The organism is Acanthopleuribacter pedis, from assembly GCF_017377855.1.
In the GTDB taxonomy this organism is placed as follows: Bacteria; Acidobacteriota; Holophagae; order Acanthopleuribacterales; family Acanthopleuribacteraceae; genus Acanthopleuribacter; species Acanthopleuribacter pedis.
This window is the reverse complement of sequence record NZ_JAFREP010000016.1, coordinates 35,674-53,553: the sequence shown is the minus strand read 5'-3', so window position 1 is coordinate 53,553 and position 17,880 is coordinate 35,674. Positions and strand designations below refer to the sequence as shown.

Below are 17,880 nucleotides of genomic sequence, written 5' to 3'. Positions count from 1 at the left end.
TTAAACTTTGAGTTCCACGTCGTCGGCGTCGCCGTCGTTGTATCGGGCCAAAAGCGGCGTGATCTCCTCGGCCAAAAACTCGTGAACCTGTTGTTCGGAACGACCGGTGTACTGGGAGGGTTCCATCATGGCGTCGAGGCCCGCGCGGTCAATGCCGAAACTCGGGTCCCCGGCGATGCGGTCGAGCAAATCATTTTCGCGGCCTTCCATCTTAACCATACGGCCGGCTTCCAAAGAATGAACCCGAACGGCCTCGTGCAATTCCTGCCGGTCACCACCGCGTTTCACGGCTTCCATCATGATGTTTTCGGTCATCATGAAAGGCAGTTCGGCGGCGATGCGGCGTCCAATCATTTTGGGGTAAACCACCAAACCGTCGACCACATTTTTGAAAATCAGCAACACCGCGTCCACGGCCAAAAAGGACTCGGGAATCGAAATACGCTTGTTGGCGGAGTCGTCGAGGGTGCGCTCAAACCATTGGGTTGCCGCGGTGAAAGCGGGCGATTGCGCTGAAGTAATCACGTAGCGCGCCAGCGAACAAATGCGCTCGCTACGCATTGGGTTGCGCTTGTAAGCCATGGCGCTGGAGCCGATTTGGTCCTTGGCAAAAGGTTCTTCCAACTCTTTAAGATTGGCGAGCAGGCGCAAATCGTGCGCGAATTTACTGGCCGACTGTGCAATCCCGGACAAAACGCCGGTGACCTGGGCGTCGACCCGACGCGGGTAGGTTTGCCCGGTAATGTACCCTTTGCGAAAGCCGGCGGCCTCACTGACGCGGCGATTGAGTTCCTTCACCTTGTCGTGGTCGCCGTTAAACAATTCTAAAAAGCTGGCCTGGGTACCCGTCGTGCCTTTGACGCCGCGAAAACGCAAGGTTTCAAGGCGGTGGGCTAGGTCCTCGTGGTCCAGCAACAGGTCTTGCAACCACAGGGCCGCACGTTTGCCGACCGTCGTCAATTGAGCGGGTTGGAAATGGGTAAAACCCAGGGTGGGCATGGCCGCGTATTGAGCAGAAAAACGCGCCAGGGAGGCCATCACCGCGCGCAAGCGTTTGCCGACAAGTTCCAAGCCGGCTTTGATTTGGATCAAATCCGTATTGTCACCGACATAGGCGCTGGTCGCGCCCAGGTGGATAATCCCCTTGGCGTTGGGACACTGCTCGCCGTAGGCAAAGACGTGGCTCATCACATCGTGACGGGTTTCTTTTTCGCGTTTTTTGGCAACCTCATAGTTGATGTCGTCGCGAAACTGTTCCATCTCGTTGATTTGCGCATCGGTGATCGGTAAACCCAAGGCTTGCTCGGCCTTGGCCAGATCAATCCAAAGCCGCCGCCAGGTGCGGAACTTGAAATCGGGCGAAAAAATGTGCGACATCTCGGCAGAGCAATAACGCTCCACCAAAGGGTTTTGGTAGTTGGGAATAGACATGTTTTCCTCTTCCATTAGTCGTCGATGGTGACATCTTGCGCATGCATGATGATCGTTTGGATTAAAGTTTCCACTTGGTCGACCGGGGTAAAGCGAATCACACCGCTTTTACCAAGGACAAAAGTTGCGGTGGTGGTTGGTCGCAAACGAACAATATCTTCCATAGAAAGGCGGCCGACACCGGTAAAGCGCCGAAAGTAAGGCCCGGTGAGGGTGTTCACCACCCGTACTTCCTGTTGGTTGACCCAGACTTCCAGACCCCAGATATCCACCACGGAATAAAGGAAATACATAAAAATGCCGAAGGCGATCAGGAAGCCGGCCCCAAACACGGCAAAATAAAACCAGTAGGTGACGTTGGGATCGCCGGCGATCCACAAAAACGGGGGCAGCGAATCGGGTTCGGAAAGCTTTTGCACCACATAACTGGTGAAATAGGAAAACACCACCAGGTAGGACAGGAAAATAACAAGGATCAGAAGGCGGGTTTTTTGGGCATGGGTGTAAACGTGGGTTTCTTCGCTGGGCGCCTGAAGCGGAATTTCGCCGCCCTGATAGACCAAGGTATCTTCAAGTGGTTCCATTTAAAAGCTTTAACCCTCTTCCATGCATGCGTTTTCAAAAGGATCAATGGCATCATACCATAAAGCGGGGTTCCATGCGGTTAGGATCGCGTGGCGGCGCTGGGAAACGGGAACGGGAAACGACACAACCCCGCGGTGGGATCAGGCGACATGGTCTAACTTTCGATACTGCAACAGGTTCGACGGACCCCGCAACAACCGATAAAAAGGGATTAAGCGCTAAATCGAGGCTGATCGCGCCGCAAGCAGTCCAGCAGTTCGGCGTTAGCGGGCGGAAAATCCTCGTCGACCAGCGCCGAAAACGGGACCCACTTGGCATCCGCCACCTGGCGTAGCGACAAGGCTTGGGGGATCGGGGTCCGCACCAGATAAAAAAAGAGATGTACCCGACGTTCCGGGTAGGTGAACACCTTTTCATGAAACAGGCGGCCAACCTCAATGGTCAGCCCGACCTCTTCCAGAAACTCGCGTTGGAGGGCGGCGTGGTTGTCCTCGTCCCCTTCCGGTTTGCCACCGGGAAATTCCCACTTCAACGCCAAATGGGTGTCGTCCGGCCGCCGCGTAATCAAAATGCGGTCGTCGTCCAAACACAAACCAACCATAACACGCAGAGTTTTCGGTTCTGACATAAGACCCCCTTATGCCCAAAAGCAAACAACCCCTCACCGAAACGATGAGGGGTTGCGCTGAGTGGCTTTTGGGTGTGGTGATTACTTGTTAATCAAGTGACGCAGGCCTTCAGCCATCACGTCGCCCATGGTGGCGCCACCGGTGTCATTGCTTTTGGTGTACTCGGCAATGGCACGACGCTCCTGGTCTTGACGCAAGCGGCGGACACTCAGATCAACCTTGCGTTCGCGATGGCTGATGCGGGTGACAATCACCTGAACTTCGTCGCCTTCATTGTAGTGGTCGTTCGCTTTCGCGCCACGGGGAATGTCGAGTTCGTTATTGCGAACTAGACCTTCAACGTGTTCGGCCAACTGCAGGAAGACACCGAAATCGGTTACCTTGGTCACGCTGGCGGTGATGTAATCACCTTCACGGTAGGTTTTGGTGAAATCGAGCCAAGGATCGTTGCCCATCTGCTTCATGCCGAGGGAGACCTTCTTGCTCTCGGTGTCGACGGCGAGGATGACGACCTCGACCTCTTCACCTTTTTTCACGTACTCGTTGGGGTCGGCGGTGCGCTCGCCCCATTTAAAGTCGCTGACATGAACCAAGCCGTCGATGCCGTCTTCGATTTCAACGAAGGCACCAAACTCGGTGATGTTGCGGACTTTGCCTTTGACTTTGCTGCCAACAGGGAAACGCTCGGCCAGGGACTCCCAGGGGTTGTCCTCGGTTTGCTTGAGGCTGAGGCTGACGCGGCGCTTGTCGGAGTCGAGATCCAACACCTTCACCGAGACCTCTTGGCCTTTTTGCAAAACTTGGCCGGGGTTGCGCACTTTTTTGGTCCAGCTCATTTCTGAAACGTGGATCATGCCCTCAACACCGGGCTCCAGTTCGACAAATGCGCCGTAGCTGGTCAGGTTCAAGACCGTTCCTTTCACGGATTTGCCGGGAGGATAGTTCTCACTAACGCTTAACCAGGGATCGGGCATACACTGCTTGAGGCCCAAGCTGACTTTTTCTTTATCCGGGTCGAAACGCAATACTTTGACTTCGATCTCTTGGTCAACCGTCACCAAATCCTTGGGATGGTTGATGCGGCCCCAAGACATGTCGCTGATGTGCAGCAGACCGTCGAGGCCACCCAGATCGATAAAGGCGCCGTAATCGGTGACGTTTTTAACCGAGCCGGTGAGTACCGCTCCCTCCTGGAGTTTGTCGAAGAGGCCGGTGCGCTTCGTTTCAAACTCGGCTTGGAGCAGATCCTTGCGGGACAAAATCAAATTCCCGCGACGACGTTGAATTTTGAGAATGCTGAAGTCGAAGCGCTTACCGAGCAGGTCTTGGTAATCCTTCTGGGGCTTCAGGGTCGCCTGTGAGGTTGGCAAGAATGCGCGAACACCCACGTCGACAATAAAGCCGCCTTTCACTTTCTCAATAATGACGCCTTTCAGCGTCTTTTCTTTGGTGGCGACTTCCTCAATATCGTCCCAAACATGGGCAATGCGGGCGCGCTCGTGTGACAACGGAATGTGTTGCGCTTCGGGATTGAAACGCAGCACCATCACTTTGATGCGTTCGCCTTCTTTTGTTTTGAGGTTTCCTTCCTCGTCCTGGAACTCGGTGGAGGGCACGGTGCCTTCCACGCGGGCGCCGATGTCGACAACGACGTCTTGTTCGCCGATGTTCACCACGGTCCCGGTGACAATTTCGCCTGGACGATATTCGCGGAATTGGTCGTATTCCTCGAGCAATTCCTCGAAGCTCTTGCCTTCTTCGGCTGCTTCTTCTTCCACATCGTCGTCATCTTGCTCGGATATGTGGTCGGATTTGAGCGCCGGGGCGGCGGCTTCTGCTGCCGGAGGTTGTTGTTCCTCCGCAACCGGAGGCTGTTGTTCCTCCGCAACCGGAGCCGCTTCGGCTTCGCGCGTTCCTTCTACAACAGTTGCGTCTTGCTTTTGTTCTGCTGTAGCTTCGGTTTGTTTCATGTCAGTTTGGTGCTCGTTCGTCATGACTGTTTCAAAACCTCCAATGAGTTCACGTTTTGAAGGCCTTCGGAGTTTTTAATAGTTGGTTTGTGTTGGTTAGTTCCCACGCCACCCAAAAGCCAAAGCCGTATTTTAACAAACAACTTCATGAAACGGAAAAGCTAAATCCAGAACGGACCTTGCCGGCGACAATTTGTGCTGCGAAAACGACATAGGGCTCGTTTTAAAATAGCAAATGCCCTGATTTTCCGTTGAAAAGTGGGAAAACTGCATCGCATCCGACAACCCATTCGACACAACGCGGCAAATCAGCACCCGTGCGCGGGCTACAAGCGGACCAAATAGGCCAGTGCAAATCCCATTTGTGCCCAGAACATCATCAGGTACATGTGTTTCCAGGACGGGTGGTTCTCCATGCGGCTCAGCGCCTCGGGATCGCGCAGGATCAGGTAAACGGTGTACCCGCCCCAGGTGGCCAAAGAGAGGCCCAACAACACCAGCAACACCGGATCACCGCTCAAAATGGGTTGTCCGTCGATGTTCAGAAAAACCCCAAGCGGAATCAAAAGCCAGGGCAGGACAAAACAGGGGGCGATATAGGTCGCCGCACGACGCACGCCGAACCGACGCGGCAAGGTCAAACACTTGCCGTGACCGTCGCCTTTCATGTCGCTGAAATCCTTGGTACTTGCCGCGCCGATCAAAAAGAAAAAGAAACAAAGACCGATAAACCATGGCTCAACGGCGCTAATGCCGGCCAAAACCGACCAGCCGGCAACCTTGAGCATCAGACCGCGCGGAATCGCGATGGTGAGGTTGGCGCCAAACGTCAGCCGTTTGGTGCGCCCGAAGGCGGGCATGGAGTAGATCCAGGTGAAGACGGCCGCGGTGAGGTAGAAAAAGAAACATTCGTGCTGGGCGAGCGGCGCGGTCCAGCGCTCAGCCCAGGTCAAGTTGGGGTCGGCCACAATCGGCCAGGTCATGCCGACACTAAGCACGTACAGAAACCAAGTGCAGATATGGGCGCCGCGCAAGCTAATCGCCTCCGTCACCAGTGGACGGTCCGGCTTGTTAATGCGATCAATTTCCAAATCGTAAATTTGGTTGAGGCCGTTGCTGGCCGCGTTTAAGAGCCCGGCCGCCAGTGAGGCGACGGCGACCAAGATCACCAAGTCCCAGGAAAAAACCATGCTGAAGGCACTGTGGCGCGAGCCCCAGGCGGTCAGGGCGCCGGAGGCAACACCCAACATGGGGGCAATGAGGGTGAAGGGCCGAGAAAAAATGAGGTATTGACGCATTTGGTCGAAAAAAGCCGGTCGTTCATCAAAAGAAGCCGGTCGCTGAAGCGACAGGTCACGCATGAAGGGATCTCCTTCCGAACCATCAACAGAGTTCGGTACGCATTCACATCATTACTAAAGGTTCAGAATGAGTCACCTGGCACCTCAAGCAAACGGGAGGCAAACACAAACTGATAACCCTCGCGGTCCAGGCGCGGCATTACGTCGCGCAATGCACGGATGGTCGAGGGGTAGGGGTGCCCGATGGCAACGGCACGTCCCTCGCGGTCGGCGACGGCCCGGGTCTCTTTGAGTTGTTTGATGGTAAAGGCATAACTCTCTTCGGCGTCGAGGAACACATCGCGCTCCGTCGTCCGCATGCCTTTACTTTTGGCCAGTGCATAGGCCACGGTTTTGGGGTTGGTCCGTGAATCGATCCAATAAAGATCGTGTTTCTTGACTTCTTCCAAGGCGGCGTCCATCAAAGCACGGTTGGCGGTAATTTTGGAACCCATATGGTTGTTGACACCAACCACAAAAGGTACGGTTTTCAGTGCCTTGCGCACCGCGGTGCGCACCTCGGTCTCATTGAGGTACGACAGAATCGCGCCTTCACCCGGATTGGTTTTGGGGAAGTTATCCGGCTCCATCGGCATGTGCAGAATCACCTCGTAATGATGCTGATGCAAATGCACGCTGTTGGTGGAGGAATGGGCCAGGTGCGGCAGGACCGCAAAGGTGACCGGCAGCTTCAGGTCGAGCAGCGGCTGAATTTGGCGAATCCCCTTATGCCCGACATCGTCGATAATCACGGCAATCATGGGTCGTTTGGGATTCGCGGGAAGGGTCGCCGGCTTGGCGGCCAAACGCGCGGCAATGTCTTGGGTCACGGCGGTGGTGGCAATTTCCAGTTCGGTATCGGTTTCCGGGCTGGGTTCGGGCTTCGGTTTATCGGCGACGGGAAGCGGCTTGTTCCGTTTGGGTTTTGGTTTGGCGGAAGCTTTGCCCTCTACCACAAACACCAAACGCAGGGGTTTGTTGTTTTCGATTTCCAGGGCAACGATTTGTACCAACTTGCCCTTGTGGCGACGCTCTTTGCCGGGATCAAAATGGGATCCCTGGTCGAGCATCATGTTTTGTAGCGCGCGAATGATGGCGTCTTTACGCGCCCGGGTAGGCACGGCCACTTTCCAACGCTCAATGCCGTCCTTGGTGACTTTCTGGATGCTGGTATCCCCGTCCGCCTGGGCGGCAATCAAAACACTCTGAACCATGGCGGCGTTAACCGGGCCCTGCCCTTGCGGCCATTCGAACTTGAGCCAAACCACCACCGCGCCCAGCACGACAAACCCCATGAACAAAGCAACGAGGAGACGACGCACCCAATCCCAGACACTGGTTTGCGGTTTTTTCTTCTTGCGCGCGGAAGAGGTCCGCCCTTTGCTTCCGGTACTTCGTGTTTTTCTAGCAGCCATAAAAGTTAATGTCCCAAATTCGTACAAATCGGTTGGTGGGGTCGTGTCGCCTGGTGTGTTTGGCGGGGGCGAAGCCCGACAAAGACACCATCATACCTGAGCATGCCCTGTGAAGCGAGCCCGGACCCATGTGACCCGCCTCGCAAAACCGTTGGTCGTGCGTCGGCATCCTCCATTCAGTAATCACCCTTGAAGCGCGGCCAACCCAAAACTTACACCAAGGAGCAAAGCAATAATCAAACCAACTCGGCGGAGGCCGCCGCGGTCGCCGCGGGTTTCTCGCCGGGAATCAGCCAAGCAACCAACGCGAACAAAGAGTAGCTGATATAGGAAATCCCATGCGCGTAAGCGGCAAGCGCCGAGGCGGTGACTTCGTCGACACCCATCAGCCGCGTCAATCCCAAGGCGGTGAAATAATGATAGGTACCAATTCCGCCAGGGCTCGGCAGGATCATTCCTAGGTTGGAGACAGCGAAAATCAGCAACACCTCCGCGGGACGCGCCGCGACACCAAACAGGGTCATGATGTAACCAAGCATGAGGATGGAAGCGCCCCATGCAGCGGTATTGACGGCAAAAAGGCCCAGGTACGCGGAGGGCGAAGTCATCACGGTTAAGCCACCGCTAACTTGGTCAATCAGGTTTTCCAAGCGCTGCCAAACCGCGGGGAATCGGGGCAACCCGGTGAAGGCGACCAGCTTCTTCAGAGAAGCAGGCGCCGCGGCGGTCCAAAACAGTCCCGCCAAACCCAAACCGATGAGGCCGGTGAGGGCCCAGAGGGCGGAGGCGGCGCTGGGAAAAAGCGTGGTCAGGCGTTCGTGGAACACGGTCATCGAGAATCCAACAAGCAACGCAAAGACACTGAGATCCAACAAAATACGGTCCAGCACCACGGTGGCGGAAACGGCGCCGATATCGCGATCAGTGCGGCGGTAAAAGGAAACGACCCGCACGACCTCGCCCAACCGCGAGGCGACGTTGGTGACACCGTAGCCAATACTCAACGCGCGGATACTTTGCCAGAGTTCACCGCGACGGTGGGGACGCGGGAACAAATACCACCAACGCAAACCCCGCAGCAACAAAGCGGAAAGGGTTAGCGCCGTTGCTATCAAGGTTTGGTACAAGGCCAGATTGCTGATTTGTCGCCAGACCTCACTCAAATCAACCTTGGCAAAGGCGAGGTACAGAAAAATAAAGCCGATAACCAAACCGGCCAAGGTCGCCGCGTGGCGTTTGAACGCGCCGGCGGCGGAATGGGGAGAAACGTGTGACTGTTGCAAAATGAAATCCGAGGTTCACAGAATAAGGCGACACAACGCCGGTGAACGCTTAGCACAAGGTATGCCGAAAAGCCCGGCACGAACCATAACACAAGCGCGCCCACGATGCGGATGTGCGCAAGACGATGGACGGCATAATTGCGGACCGGCCCGCGCACCCGGCCTAGGCCGGCGAGTACCTCACCGACACGACTGTCTCCCGAGACAGATACAGCCGCCCCTCCCGGTAAAAAACACCGCACACCCCCACCCGCCGGGCCGTGCGCACGCGACCTTGGGTAAAAAGCACCCCTGCACGAGCACCCCTGATCACGCGAGACAACCTCATTATCCCAAGATGCTTACATCAAAAACGCGAGTTTTCGTTCATTTGAAAATGTTTTACTTTAAGCGGACCTACGAACGTAATAGAATTTGGACTAAGCGTTTACAACCCGAACTACCGCACCCAGGGTTTGCTCCCATCTTGCAATCCTGCGATGAGGTGGCCGCGGGTTCCGTGTTTCCTTGGGTCCTTCACCTTTTTGTAATCCCTTTTTCCCACCGCATCGCGATGTGGCGGAGCTATCATGCAAAGCCTTGCCAAGTACAAACTTATCTTTATTGCTTTAGCATTTGTACCACTGTTGGGGTATTTGTATCGCCGCTCGATAACGGTCGATCCCGGCGAACATTATTATTTCATCGAACGCCTGCGCAAGGTCGAAGCCTGGGAAGGCGCCCTCTCGCGCGATTTGCTCAAAACCACCTACGGCTTGTTGTCCCACGTCGGACCGGCCACGGCGATTGAGAATGTGCCGGTCGAATTGTTGGAGGAACTGAGTCATGTTCCCGCCTTCATTGACCCCGATGGGATTGAGGCCATCCGCGCGGATCTCAAAACCTACCGCAACACATTGGAGCGAAAGGTAAAGCTGCTAGAGGACTACAAAAGCAAATACGCGATTTTGCGCAACTCGCTCAGGTATTTCCCCTCACTTTCTGAAGACTTAGCCAGTGAACTAACCGACCGCGGCGACCGTGAAAAACGCGCGCTGCTCATGGATTTACAGAACCAGGTGTTGCTGTACCACATGGCTTCCGCGCAGGAAGTGGTTCATTCCCAGAGCGTGCTCACCACCAACCGCATGCGCGAACAAATCGAATCCAGCATGACCCAGCTCAAAAAATTGGCCAACGAAAACCCCAACGCCAAAAGCAACAAAGACGTGCTGATCGTGATCAACCATGTGGAAAACATTCTGTTTTACAAAAGTGAAATCGACAAACTGCTACACGTCTTTAACATCGCGCTCCAGCCGCAGTCCTCGCAAATATTCGGCTCGATCAAAAGCACTTACAACCATTACTACGAAATTGCACTCACCGAGTCGAACCATTTCCGCCTGTGGCTGTTCGCCTGCTCCTGTTTGCTGGTAACCCTGATCATGGTGACCCTACTTCGTCTCGGCACCATTGGGGCCAATTTGAAAACGGCCAACCTTCGCCTAGAGGATTACACCAAAAACCTGGAAAACATGGTTCAAACCCGTACCTTAGAGCTAAAAGCCAAAAACGAGGCACTCGAGCAAACCCTTGAAAAGCTGCAGACAATGCGCGACCAAATGGTGATTCAGGAAAAAATGGCCTCCTTGGGCGCCTTGACCGCGGGCATCGCCCACGAGATTCAAGAGCCCCTGGACAAATTGGCAAGGTCGGCCTGGGATGCCGAGGCCCAGGCGACGCACCTGCTCAGCGAGATTCGCTCGAAAAAGAAAATGGTCAGCCGCAAAGGCCAACAAGAATTAATGCGCTTAAGCGAGATGCTGTCGCGCCACATCGAGGTGGTGCTCAAGCACGAACACTCGCTGCGTAAGTTGATTCACGGCATGATGATGCATGCCCACGCCAAGGGCAAGGAGCGGCATCAAACCGATCTCAACACCCTGATCGAAGAGTTTCTGCGGCTTTCCTATTACGGTGTCAAAGCCAAAGACCCCAAATTCTCGCTGACGATTGAAAAGGACCTGGACCCCGAGGTAGAGAACCTCACCCTCCAGGTAGAGGACATGGCTCAGGTGCTCATCAACCTGTTTAATAACGCCTTTTACGCGCTGCAGAAACGCATGAGCGAAGCCGATCCAAACTACGAACCCAAACTGGTCGTTACTACCAAAAACAGCGCGAACCGCGTGGTGATTCGGGTTCGCGACAATGGGCCGGGTATCCCCCAAGATATCCGCGCAAAAATTTTCAAACCCTTCTTCACCACCAAACCGCTTGGCGAAGGAACCGGCTTGGGCCTTTCGATCAGTTGGGAAATCATTACCCAGGGCCACCAGGGCGAACTCAAGGTCCAGTCGGAAGAAGGCGCATTCACCGAATTCACCATCGTATTGCCAAAACGCCTGAAGCCGGCCGGGATCAGCGAAAAAACCCCCGCCTAAGCCGCCAAGAAACACCAGGATCTGCTTGACGCACACCTGAATCGGGTTACAATGTGCCGCCCAGTCGGGCGCCTCATGGAACACCTATGGTGCGCGGCCTTTGGCGCGGCTCGCGCCAAAATTTGCGCGGATGTATCCACCCCAGTCCCACACTATTAGAAACGAAACCCCATTTTCGATTCATTCAGGAGATCACCATGACCGAGGAAACAAAAAACGCCGAAACTGAAGCGGCCGTCGACAACAGCATCGACATTGAACAGTTCATGAAAGTCGATTTGCGTGTCGGCAAAATTTTGAGCTGCGAGCGCATCCCAAAATCCAAGAAACTGCTCAAAATGGAAGTTGATTTGGGTTTTGAAAAACGCCAAATCTTGGCGGGCATGGCCCCCTATTACCTGCCGGAGGAAATGCTCGGCCGTCGCGTTGTCGTCGTCGCGAACCTCAAACCCGCCAAGCTGATGGGCATTGAGTCACAAGGTATGTTGCTGGCCGCCTCACCCGAGGGCGAAGGTGCGGTTCCCGCTTTGATTACCCTGCCCGAGGGTCTGCCACTCGGTTCCAAGGTTCGCTAATGACCTCACCGGCTCATAATTCCTACCGCGAATATTATCGCGAGATTGAGCTGCACTGGTGCTGGCGCCGTGAGCATCAAATGATCGTTTCACCGATTGAATTTGAAGCCATGGAGCGTTGGCACCAGGCCGAGGTCCCGCTGCCGGTCGTTCTGCGGGCCATCGACCTGTTCATCGAAAAGAAAAATAAATCACCGCGTCGCAAAACCTCGCTGCTCTTGACCCAGGTGGACAGCACCGTTCAAAAGGTCCATCGCGAGTACGATATCCTTCACAAAGGCGAAGGGGAAAACGAAGAGAACGGTGATTTGCTCGGCAAAAAGCTGGCGGGCATTCAGCGTCGTCTCAAAAAGCTGGTACCGGAGTATCCCGAACACCTCGCCATCCTCGAACAAAGTCTGGCCGCGCTCAAGGCGGTGAAGGTCGTGGATATTGTTGATGTGGATACCGTGGACACTGAGTTGCAACAGATCGAAGAGATGCTGATCGAAGCGCTGACCGCGTCGCTCTCGGCCGACGAATTGCGCTACATGCGCGAGGATATTGAGGAAGTGTTGCCCGAGGCGGAGGAGCCAAAACTCTTTGCGCGGATGTTACGCGATTCGATTCGCGATCATTTTGGGCTGCCCCGCTTTAATCTCCTCTAACAATGGATAGGCCGAGTCCCTTTGGGCTTGGCTTTTCGCTTTCCGGGAATGCTGGGTCAATACCGTGGGTATGCCCCTCGTACGCTTGGCTTGGGATTCGTGATTTCTCAGGATCCTCGGATGAAATGAGGATGCGGATAAAGGGTAAAACCCTTGGCAGCCAATTCCCGACGCGGATGAAGCGGTAGCTTCGTTGAAGCGCAAAGCGATCCTCACCCTGTGTTTTGCGGCCTCGCGTACCAGGAATGGGGGAAAGAAACCGGAGAGCTGAAGTGGGTGATTCCGCCCATGCTGCCGCCCTCTTCCATTTGATGCAAACCATGCCATGGCGGAACCCGGTTCAGTCGCGGCCCTAACCCGCATTCTCACAAGGAATTCTGCGACGAATCCTTGTTCGCAATGCGTGCTCATTTATCGCAACCCCGTTATCGGCGATGTGCCAAAGCCTCGATAGACAACCAAAAATCGATCATCTCTCCTGGGTTAGTTCATCCTGCAATCCGGGAAACCACCTTTAGCCCCTTCGGAGCGACGGCTTTATCCGCGTCGGGAATCGTTTTCCGAGGGGGCGGCGCTTCATCCGCATCCTCATTTCATCCTTTCATCCTAAGAAATAACGCATACCAAGCCATGCCCTGCTGGGTCTGCCCCAAAGCATCCTCACTGGAGCGGCGCAAAAAGCCGCGCCACGCTCACCGCAAACCGGAACCAGAAGGGGCGCTCCCGGAAGGATTTGGCCGTCACCCGCCGCCCCCGCGCGAAGTCGGCCTCTAGCATGAGCCGCACTTGCTCGGCGAAGTCGCGGTCATGGAAAAGCAGCGTAATTTCGAAGTTGAGGAAAAAGGAGCGGTAATCAAAGTTGGCGGTGCCGACGGCCGCGAGATCGTCGTCGACAAGCACGACCTTTTGGTGCAGGAAACCCGGTCGATAGCGGTAGAACTTAATCCCAAAACCGTCCAGTTCATTAATGTAGGCATACGAGGAAAGGTATACGGCGAGGTGATCGGCGCGTTCCGGCAGAAGCACCCGCACCTCGACCCCCCGCACCGCGGCAAGGGTTAAGGCCGCGATGACCGCTGGATCGGGCACAAAATAAGGGGTCGCGATCCACAGGCGATCCACGGCGTTGTGGATCAAATCGAGGAACATCAGGTGACAGCCGGCAAAATCGTCGGCGGGTCCGGTCGGCAGCGACAATACCTTGATGCCGGGGTTGGCGTCGCGCGAAACCACGGGTTGAAAAGGCAGGATTTCTCCGGTAGCCCAGTGCCAATCTTCGAGAAATGCAAGTTCGAGACAGGCCACCGCGGGGCCGCGCACCCAGCAGTGGGTATCCCGCCAAAAAGGAAGCTCGGGGTTTTTGCCAAGGTAATCGTCACCGACATTGTGGCCACCGACAAAAGCCGTCTCGCCGTCGACAATCACCAGTTTGCGATGGTTGCGGAAATTGATTTGGAACCGCTTGCCCAAGCCACGCACCGTCGAAAAAGAAGCGACACGAACCCCGGCGTCGGCCAAGAGGCGTAACTGCCGGCGGCTCAATTGGTGACTGCCCATAGGATCGTAAAGCAGCAAAACGGTCAGGCCGCGCCCCGCACAAACCGCGAGTTGCTCACAAAAAGCCAGCCCTAGCTGATCGTTGTGAATCGCAAAGAATTGAACCCATACAGTGTGTTCGGCACGCTCCATCGCCGAAAACATAGCGTCGAACGTGGCCTTGCCGTCAATAAGCAACCCGGCCCGGTGTCCTTCCAGCCAGGAACCGTAGGCGATACGGGCTAACCCCGAGTGAACCCGTGTTTCGCGAGGTGCCAGAAACGGCGGCAGTTGCGCTTCCAAGGTCTTGGAATGCCGAAACATATTTAGATCATCGCGACGCCTGGCCGCCACGTAACCGTGAAACCGCCGTCCCCCGAACACCCAATACACCGGTAACGCCACAAGGGGGAACACCGTCAGCGACAATGCCCAAGCGATGGCACCCTGGGGCGAGCGGTCTTCCATGACAACCCGCACCGCCGAGGCAAGCCCCAGCCCGTGTAACAATATCAAGACCACCACTTCAAGTTTCATGGGTGCCGGTCCCTCCTGGGTTCCATTCTAACGTAAGGTCTTCGCTTCCAGGGCGATGCTTTTCACCATTACACGGCCTCCCAAAATCCACCGAGCCCCCCGTGTAAGACGTGGTTCCCCGCCGCATCCTTGCACAACACGAAATGCCGGCCTGATTTATGCTACTTTTTAGGCTGTCTCCCCATGGATCAGGCTTTTGAAAAACACCGCCGCGCTGCGCCCGCACCTTCCACCGCACCCATCCACCCAAATTGAAAGGGACCCTCAACCATGATCACCCTCTTGTGTTTGCTCCATGCGTTTACATTTCCCACCGCGGAAGCCAAGGGTTTCCCACTCCACCGCGAGCGCGCTGAAACGCTGAAATGGCAGGACTTTCTCCTTGTCGAACGTCGGGATCAAACCCGCGACGCTTTGGACCGTGCCGAGTATTTCGTTCCCCTCATCCGCCCGCTTTTTCGCGCCGAGGGTGTGCCGGAGGATTTGGTATGGCTGGCGCTGATTGAAAGCTCGTTTCGCAACCATGTGGAAAGCCCTACCGGGGCGGTCGGCATGTTCCAATTCAAACGTGAAACAGCCACGGCCTTCGGTTTGGTCGTTCGCGGTCGCACCGATCAACGCCTGGAACCCATAAAAGCCGGTGCCGCCGCGGCAAGATACTTGCGTTACCTGCGCGGGAAATTCGCGAGCTGGGACCTGGTGTTGGCCGCCTACAACTTGGGCGAGGGTGATCTGAGACGCACCATGGCGGCACGCAACAGCCTGACCTGGGAGGAAGTTCGCCCCTTCGTACGCGAGGAAACCCAAAACTACGTGGAAAAAATTCGCGCGGCGGCAATCATCGGTAATCGCCACTTGGGCAACCTGAATCCACAAACCCCGCTGCGCCACACCGTGCTCAAAGGCGACACCTTGTACAGCATCGCTCGAACCTATGGCGTACCCGTGGATGAGCTGCGCGCGCTAAATGGTTTGGTGGGGAACCACATCAGTCCGGGGCAGGCCCTAACCGTCCCAAAAGCAGCACCTAAACCACTCCCCTAGAAAGGCTTAACCCCCATTTCAATTCTTTTTCTTTTTTTACTTGTCATGCAAAAAGGTTTCATGTATCCTTTGGCCTTGTTTGACAATGGAGGGTGTAGCTCAGTGGTAGAGCTCCGGATTGTGGCTCCGGCGGTCGTGGGTTCAAACCCCATCACTCTCCCTCATAAAAAGCCGACCTTCGGGTCGGCTTTTTTTATTTCTTTTCATACCGTCAAATCCGCTAAGCAGCGGTAACATTTTTCCACCAACCCATCTTTCTTTTTGATCCGCAACAAAACCGGCCACAACCTTTTTTAAAACGCCAAGCCAAAGTCCGTGTATAATCCAAAAAAGTGACACGCACGTCAACTTCAACAATACCGACCCAGGGGGGGAACCATGCGTTGGTGGGAATTTGGCTTTTTTGCGATCATCGTGCCTTGTATCTTTTTTGCCGGCACCCACATGGGCGGCATGTGGCATCTCGCCACACCGCTGTTCGTGTTCGGCTTGGTCCCCTGCCTGGACCATATGATCGGCCGGGACACCCGCAATCTAAGCGACGGCCAATACACGAAGCTCAAAAATGACCGCATTTTCCGTTTCCTGACCTATACCTTTGTCCCCATCCAATGGATGGTAGCACTTGGCGGCGCCTGGGCATTGAGTTGGCAGACCCAGCCTTGGTGGGTCATCGGCCTGGCGGCACTTGCCGCGGGCATGGTCACCGGTTCTCTAGGCATCACCTTGGCCCACGAGTTAGGCCACCGCAACAACAAATTCGAGCAATTCATGGCCAAAATGCTGCTCGCCCCGGTCTGTTACCTCCACTTTATTATCGAACACAACCACGGTCACCACGCCAACGTGGCCACCCCCAAGGACCCCGCCACCGCCCGCTTCGGTGAGTCGCTGTACGTTTTTGTAGTGCGCTCCATTTTCGGTAGTTATCAGCACGCGTGGGGCTTGGAGCAACGCCGCCTCAGCCGCAAGAAACTGGCGTTTTGGTCCCACCACAACGCCATGATCGGGTACAGCTTATGCCCGATCCTGCTCGGCTTCGCGGCCTGGCTATTGGGCGGTTTTCCTGGACTGTTGTACTTCTATCTGCAAGCACTGGTTGCAGTTATTTTGCTGGAAATGGTCAATTACATCGAACACTACGGCCTGCAGCGTCGCCTGCTCGCGGACGGTCGCTACGAGAAGGTCGGCCCGCGCCACTCTTGGAATGCCGACCATTGGCTTACCAACCGGTTCCTGTTCCACCTACAGCGCCATTCCGATCACCACGCCAATCCCACCCGTCGCTACCAAACCCTGCGCCACTTCGACGAAAGCCCACAACTCCCCACCGGTTACGCGGGAATGATATTATTGGCAATGATTCCCCCCCTTTGGCGCAGGGTAATGGACCCCTTGGTACGCGCACACCAAAAACATCCGGGCGGCTAACGACAACCGCCCCACGAGGCGGAGCTATGAAAATTGCGATTGGCGGCGCAAGCGGTATGATCGGCAAACAATTGGTCGCGCACCTTCAAACCCGAGGCTTTCACATTTATCAATTGGTTCGCCCCGGCCGCTCACACACCGGGTTTGACAAGGTTTCCACCATCGTTTGGGATCCCGCCAACGGCGACCTGGACAAAGAACACCTGGAAGGCCTCGATGCGGTCATCCACCTGGGCGGCGAAACCATCACCGGCACCTGGACGGAAACCAAAAAGAAACGCATTCTCGATAGCCGCGTCAAAAGCACAACCCTCCTGGCCACAACCATGGCCAAACTCAAACGAAAACCCACGGTCTTTGCCTGTGCTTCCGCCATCGGCTATTACGATCAAACCGATTACAACCGGCCCCTCGACGAATCCGCGCCCCAGGGCGGCGGATTTTTGGCCGAGGTAGGTGCCGCGTGGGAAGCGGCAACCCAACCGGCGGCCGACGCAGGCATCCGCGTGGTCAACATGCGCATCGGTATCGTCCTCGACACCCAAGGCGGCGCTCTCAAAGAGATGCTGACCCCCTTCAAAATGGGCGTCGGCGGGGTCGTAGGCAGTGGCAAACAAATGATGAGCTGGATTACCACCGAGGACGTAGTTCGCGCCATCACCTTCTGCACAAGCAATCCCAACCTCAGCGGCCCCGTGAACCTAGTCGCCCCCGACGCCGCCACCAACAAACGCTTCACCAAAACCCTGGGTAAGGTCCTGGGCCGGCCCACCTTTATCCCGGTGCCCGGCCTGGCGGTCAGCTTGTTGTTCGGGGAAATGGGGCGCACCCTGATTCTGTCCGGCGCCCATGTGGTGCCTCGCAAACTCGAAGAAGCCGGCTTCAATTTCAAAACCGCGGGACTTGAAGCGGGCCTCAAACACGCTTTATCCAAGGCGTAAGCGGCCTTCTCAAGCGCCGAAGTTAAAAAATTATAGTTTCAATTACTTTAACTAAAACTGAAAACCCAACACCCAGAGCAGCTTAAGCAA

15 protein-coding genes and 1 tRNA gene are annotated in these 17,880 nt (G+C 55.6%); 7 read left to right on the top strand and 9 right to left on the bottom strand.

What is annotated here, in order from left to right; translation table 11 throughout:
• The 7 genes from purB to J3U88_RS17120 all read right to left on the bottom strand — a co-directional run bounded on the left by purB (nt 1) and on the right by J3U88_RS17120 (nt 8,653).
• A complete protein-coding gene (gene purB / locus J3U88_RS17150; RefSeq protein WP_207860156.1) occupies nt 1–1,431 on the bottom strand; it encodes an adenylosuccinate lyase in 1,431 nt (476 codons plus the stop codon).
• A gap of 14 nt (nt 1,432–1,445) precedes the next feature.
• Nucleotides 1,446–2,015 carry a hypothetical protein gene (locus J3U88_RS17145; RefSeq protein ID WP_207860155.1) on the bottom strand — a complete coding sequence of 190 codons (570 nt, stop codon included), beginning with the start codon at nt 2,013–2,015 and terminating at the stop codon, nt 1,446–1,448.
• 212 nt (nt 2,016–2,227) lie between these two features.
• Nucleotides 2,228–2,644, bottom strand: coding sequence for a (deoxy)nucleoside triphosphate pyrophosphohydrolase (locus J3U88_RS17140; RefSeq protein WP_207860154.1), 417 nt, complete (start codon nt 2,642–2,644; stop codon nt 2,228–2,230).
• Nucleotides 2,645–2,725: 81 nt separating this feature from the next.
• Entirely contained in the window at nt 2,726–4,615 is a 1,890-nt protein-coding gene (locus J3U88_RS17135) for a 30S ribosomal protein S1 (protein WP_207860153.1), read from the bottom strand.
• 326 nt (nt 4,616–4,941) lie between these two features.
• Nucleotides 4,942–5,976, bottom strand: a complete 1,035-nt coding sequence (locus J3U88_RS17130) for a UbiA family prenyltransferase (protein WP_207860152.1) — start codon at nt 5,974–5,976, stop codon at nt 4,942–4,944.
• 62 nt (nt 5,977–6,038) lie between these two features.
• Nucleotides 6,039–7,370 (bottom strand): divergent polysaccharide deacetylase family protein, encoded by a 1,332-nt coding sequence (locus tag J3U88_RS17125; RefSeq protein WP_207860151.1) that lies wholly within the window; start codon nt 7,368–7,370, stop codon nt 6,039–6,041.
• Between the two features lie 236 nt (nt 7,371–7,606).
• Entirely contained in the window at nt 7,607–8,653 is a 1,047-nt protein-coding gene (locus J3U88_RS17120; protein ID WP_207860150.1) for a lysylphosphatidylglycerol synthase transmembrane domain-containing protein, read from the bottom strand.
• 569 nt (nt 8,654–9,222) lie between these two features.
• Between J3U88_RS17120 and J3U88_RS17115 the strand changes: the two genes are divergently transcribed.
• The 3 genes from J3U88_RS17115 (at nt 9,223) to J3U88_RS17105 (ending at nt 12,301) form a co-directional block, all read left to right on the top strand.
• Nucleotides 9,223–11,079: a DAHL domain-containing protein gene (locus J3U88_RS17115; RefSeq protein ID WP_207860149.1), complete on the top strand. Its 1,857-nt coding sequence runs from the start codon at nt 9,223–9,225 to the stop codon at nt 11,077–11,079.
• 197 nt (nt 11,080–11,276) lie between these two features.
• A complete protein-coding gene (metG, locus tag J3U88_RS17110; RefSeq protein WP_207860148.1) occupies nt 11,277–11,654 on the top strand; it encodes a methionine--tRNA ligase subunit beta in 378 nt (125 codons plus the stop codon).
• Nucleotides 11,654–12,301, top strand: coding sequence for a hypothetical protein (locus tag J3U88_RS17105; RefSeq protein ID WP_207860147.1), 648 nt, complete (start codon nt 11,654–11,656; stop codon nt 12,299–12,301). The genes metG and J3U88_RS17105 overlap by 1 nt, the downstream gene beginning before the upstream one ends.
• Nucleotides 12,302–12,961: 660 nt before the next feature.
• Here the strand turns inward: J3U88_RS17105 and cls are convergent.
• A complete protein-coding gene (cls, locus tag J3U88_RS17100; protein ID WP_207860146.1) occupies nt 12,962–14,374 on the bottom strand; it encodes a cardiolipin synthase in 1,413 nt (470 codons plus the stop codon).
• A 270-nt stretch (nt 14,375–14,644) separates the two neighbouring features.
• Between cls and J3U88_RS17095 the strand changes: the two genes are divergently transcribed.
• The gene (locus tag J3U88_RS17095) at nt 14,645–15,418 is read left to right on the top strand and encodes a transglycosylase SLT domain-containing protein (protein ID WP_207860145.1); all 774 of its coding nucleotides are present in this window, start codon (nt 14,645–14,647) and stop codon (nt 15,416–15,418) included.
• 88 nt (nt 15,419–15,506) lie between these two features.
• A tRNA-His gene (locus J3U88_RS17090) sits at nt 15,507–15,578 on the top strand.
• On the opposite strand, the gene J3U88_RS17085 is transcribed toward J3U88_RS17090, so the two are convergent.
• Complete coding sequence (locus J3U88_RS17085; protein WP_207860144.1) at nt 15,560–15,757, bottom strand: hypothetical protein; 198 nt, start codon at nt 15,755–15,757, stop codon at nt 15,560–15,562. The two genes, J3U88_RS17090 and J3U88_RS17085, sit on opposite strands and share 19 nt — an antisense overlap.
• A 39-nt stretch (nt 15,758–15,796) precedes the next feature.
• Between J3U88_RS17085 and J3U88_RS17080 the strand changes: the two genes are divergently transcribed.
• Together J3U88_RS17080 and J3U88_RS17075 are read left to right on the top strand one after the other, a co-directional pair.
• On the top strand, nt 15,797–16,849 hold the full coding sequence (locus tag J3U88_RS17080) for an alkane 1-monooxygenase (RefSeq protein ID WP_207860143.1): 1,053 nt from the start codon (nt 15,797–15,799) through the stop codon (nt 16,847–16,849).
• Nucleotides 16,850–16,875: 26 nt separating this feature from the next.
• Nucleotides 16,876–17,790 (top strand): TIGR01777 family oxidoreductase, encoded by a 915-nt coding sequence (locus J3U88_RS17075; protein ID WP_207860142.1) that lies wholly within the window; start codon nt 16,876–16,878, stop codon nt 17,788–17,790.
• The last annotated feature ends 90 nt before the right edge of the window (nt 17,791–17,880 follow it).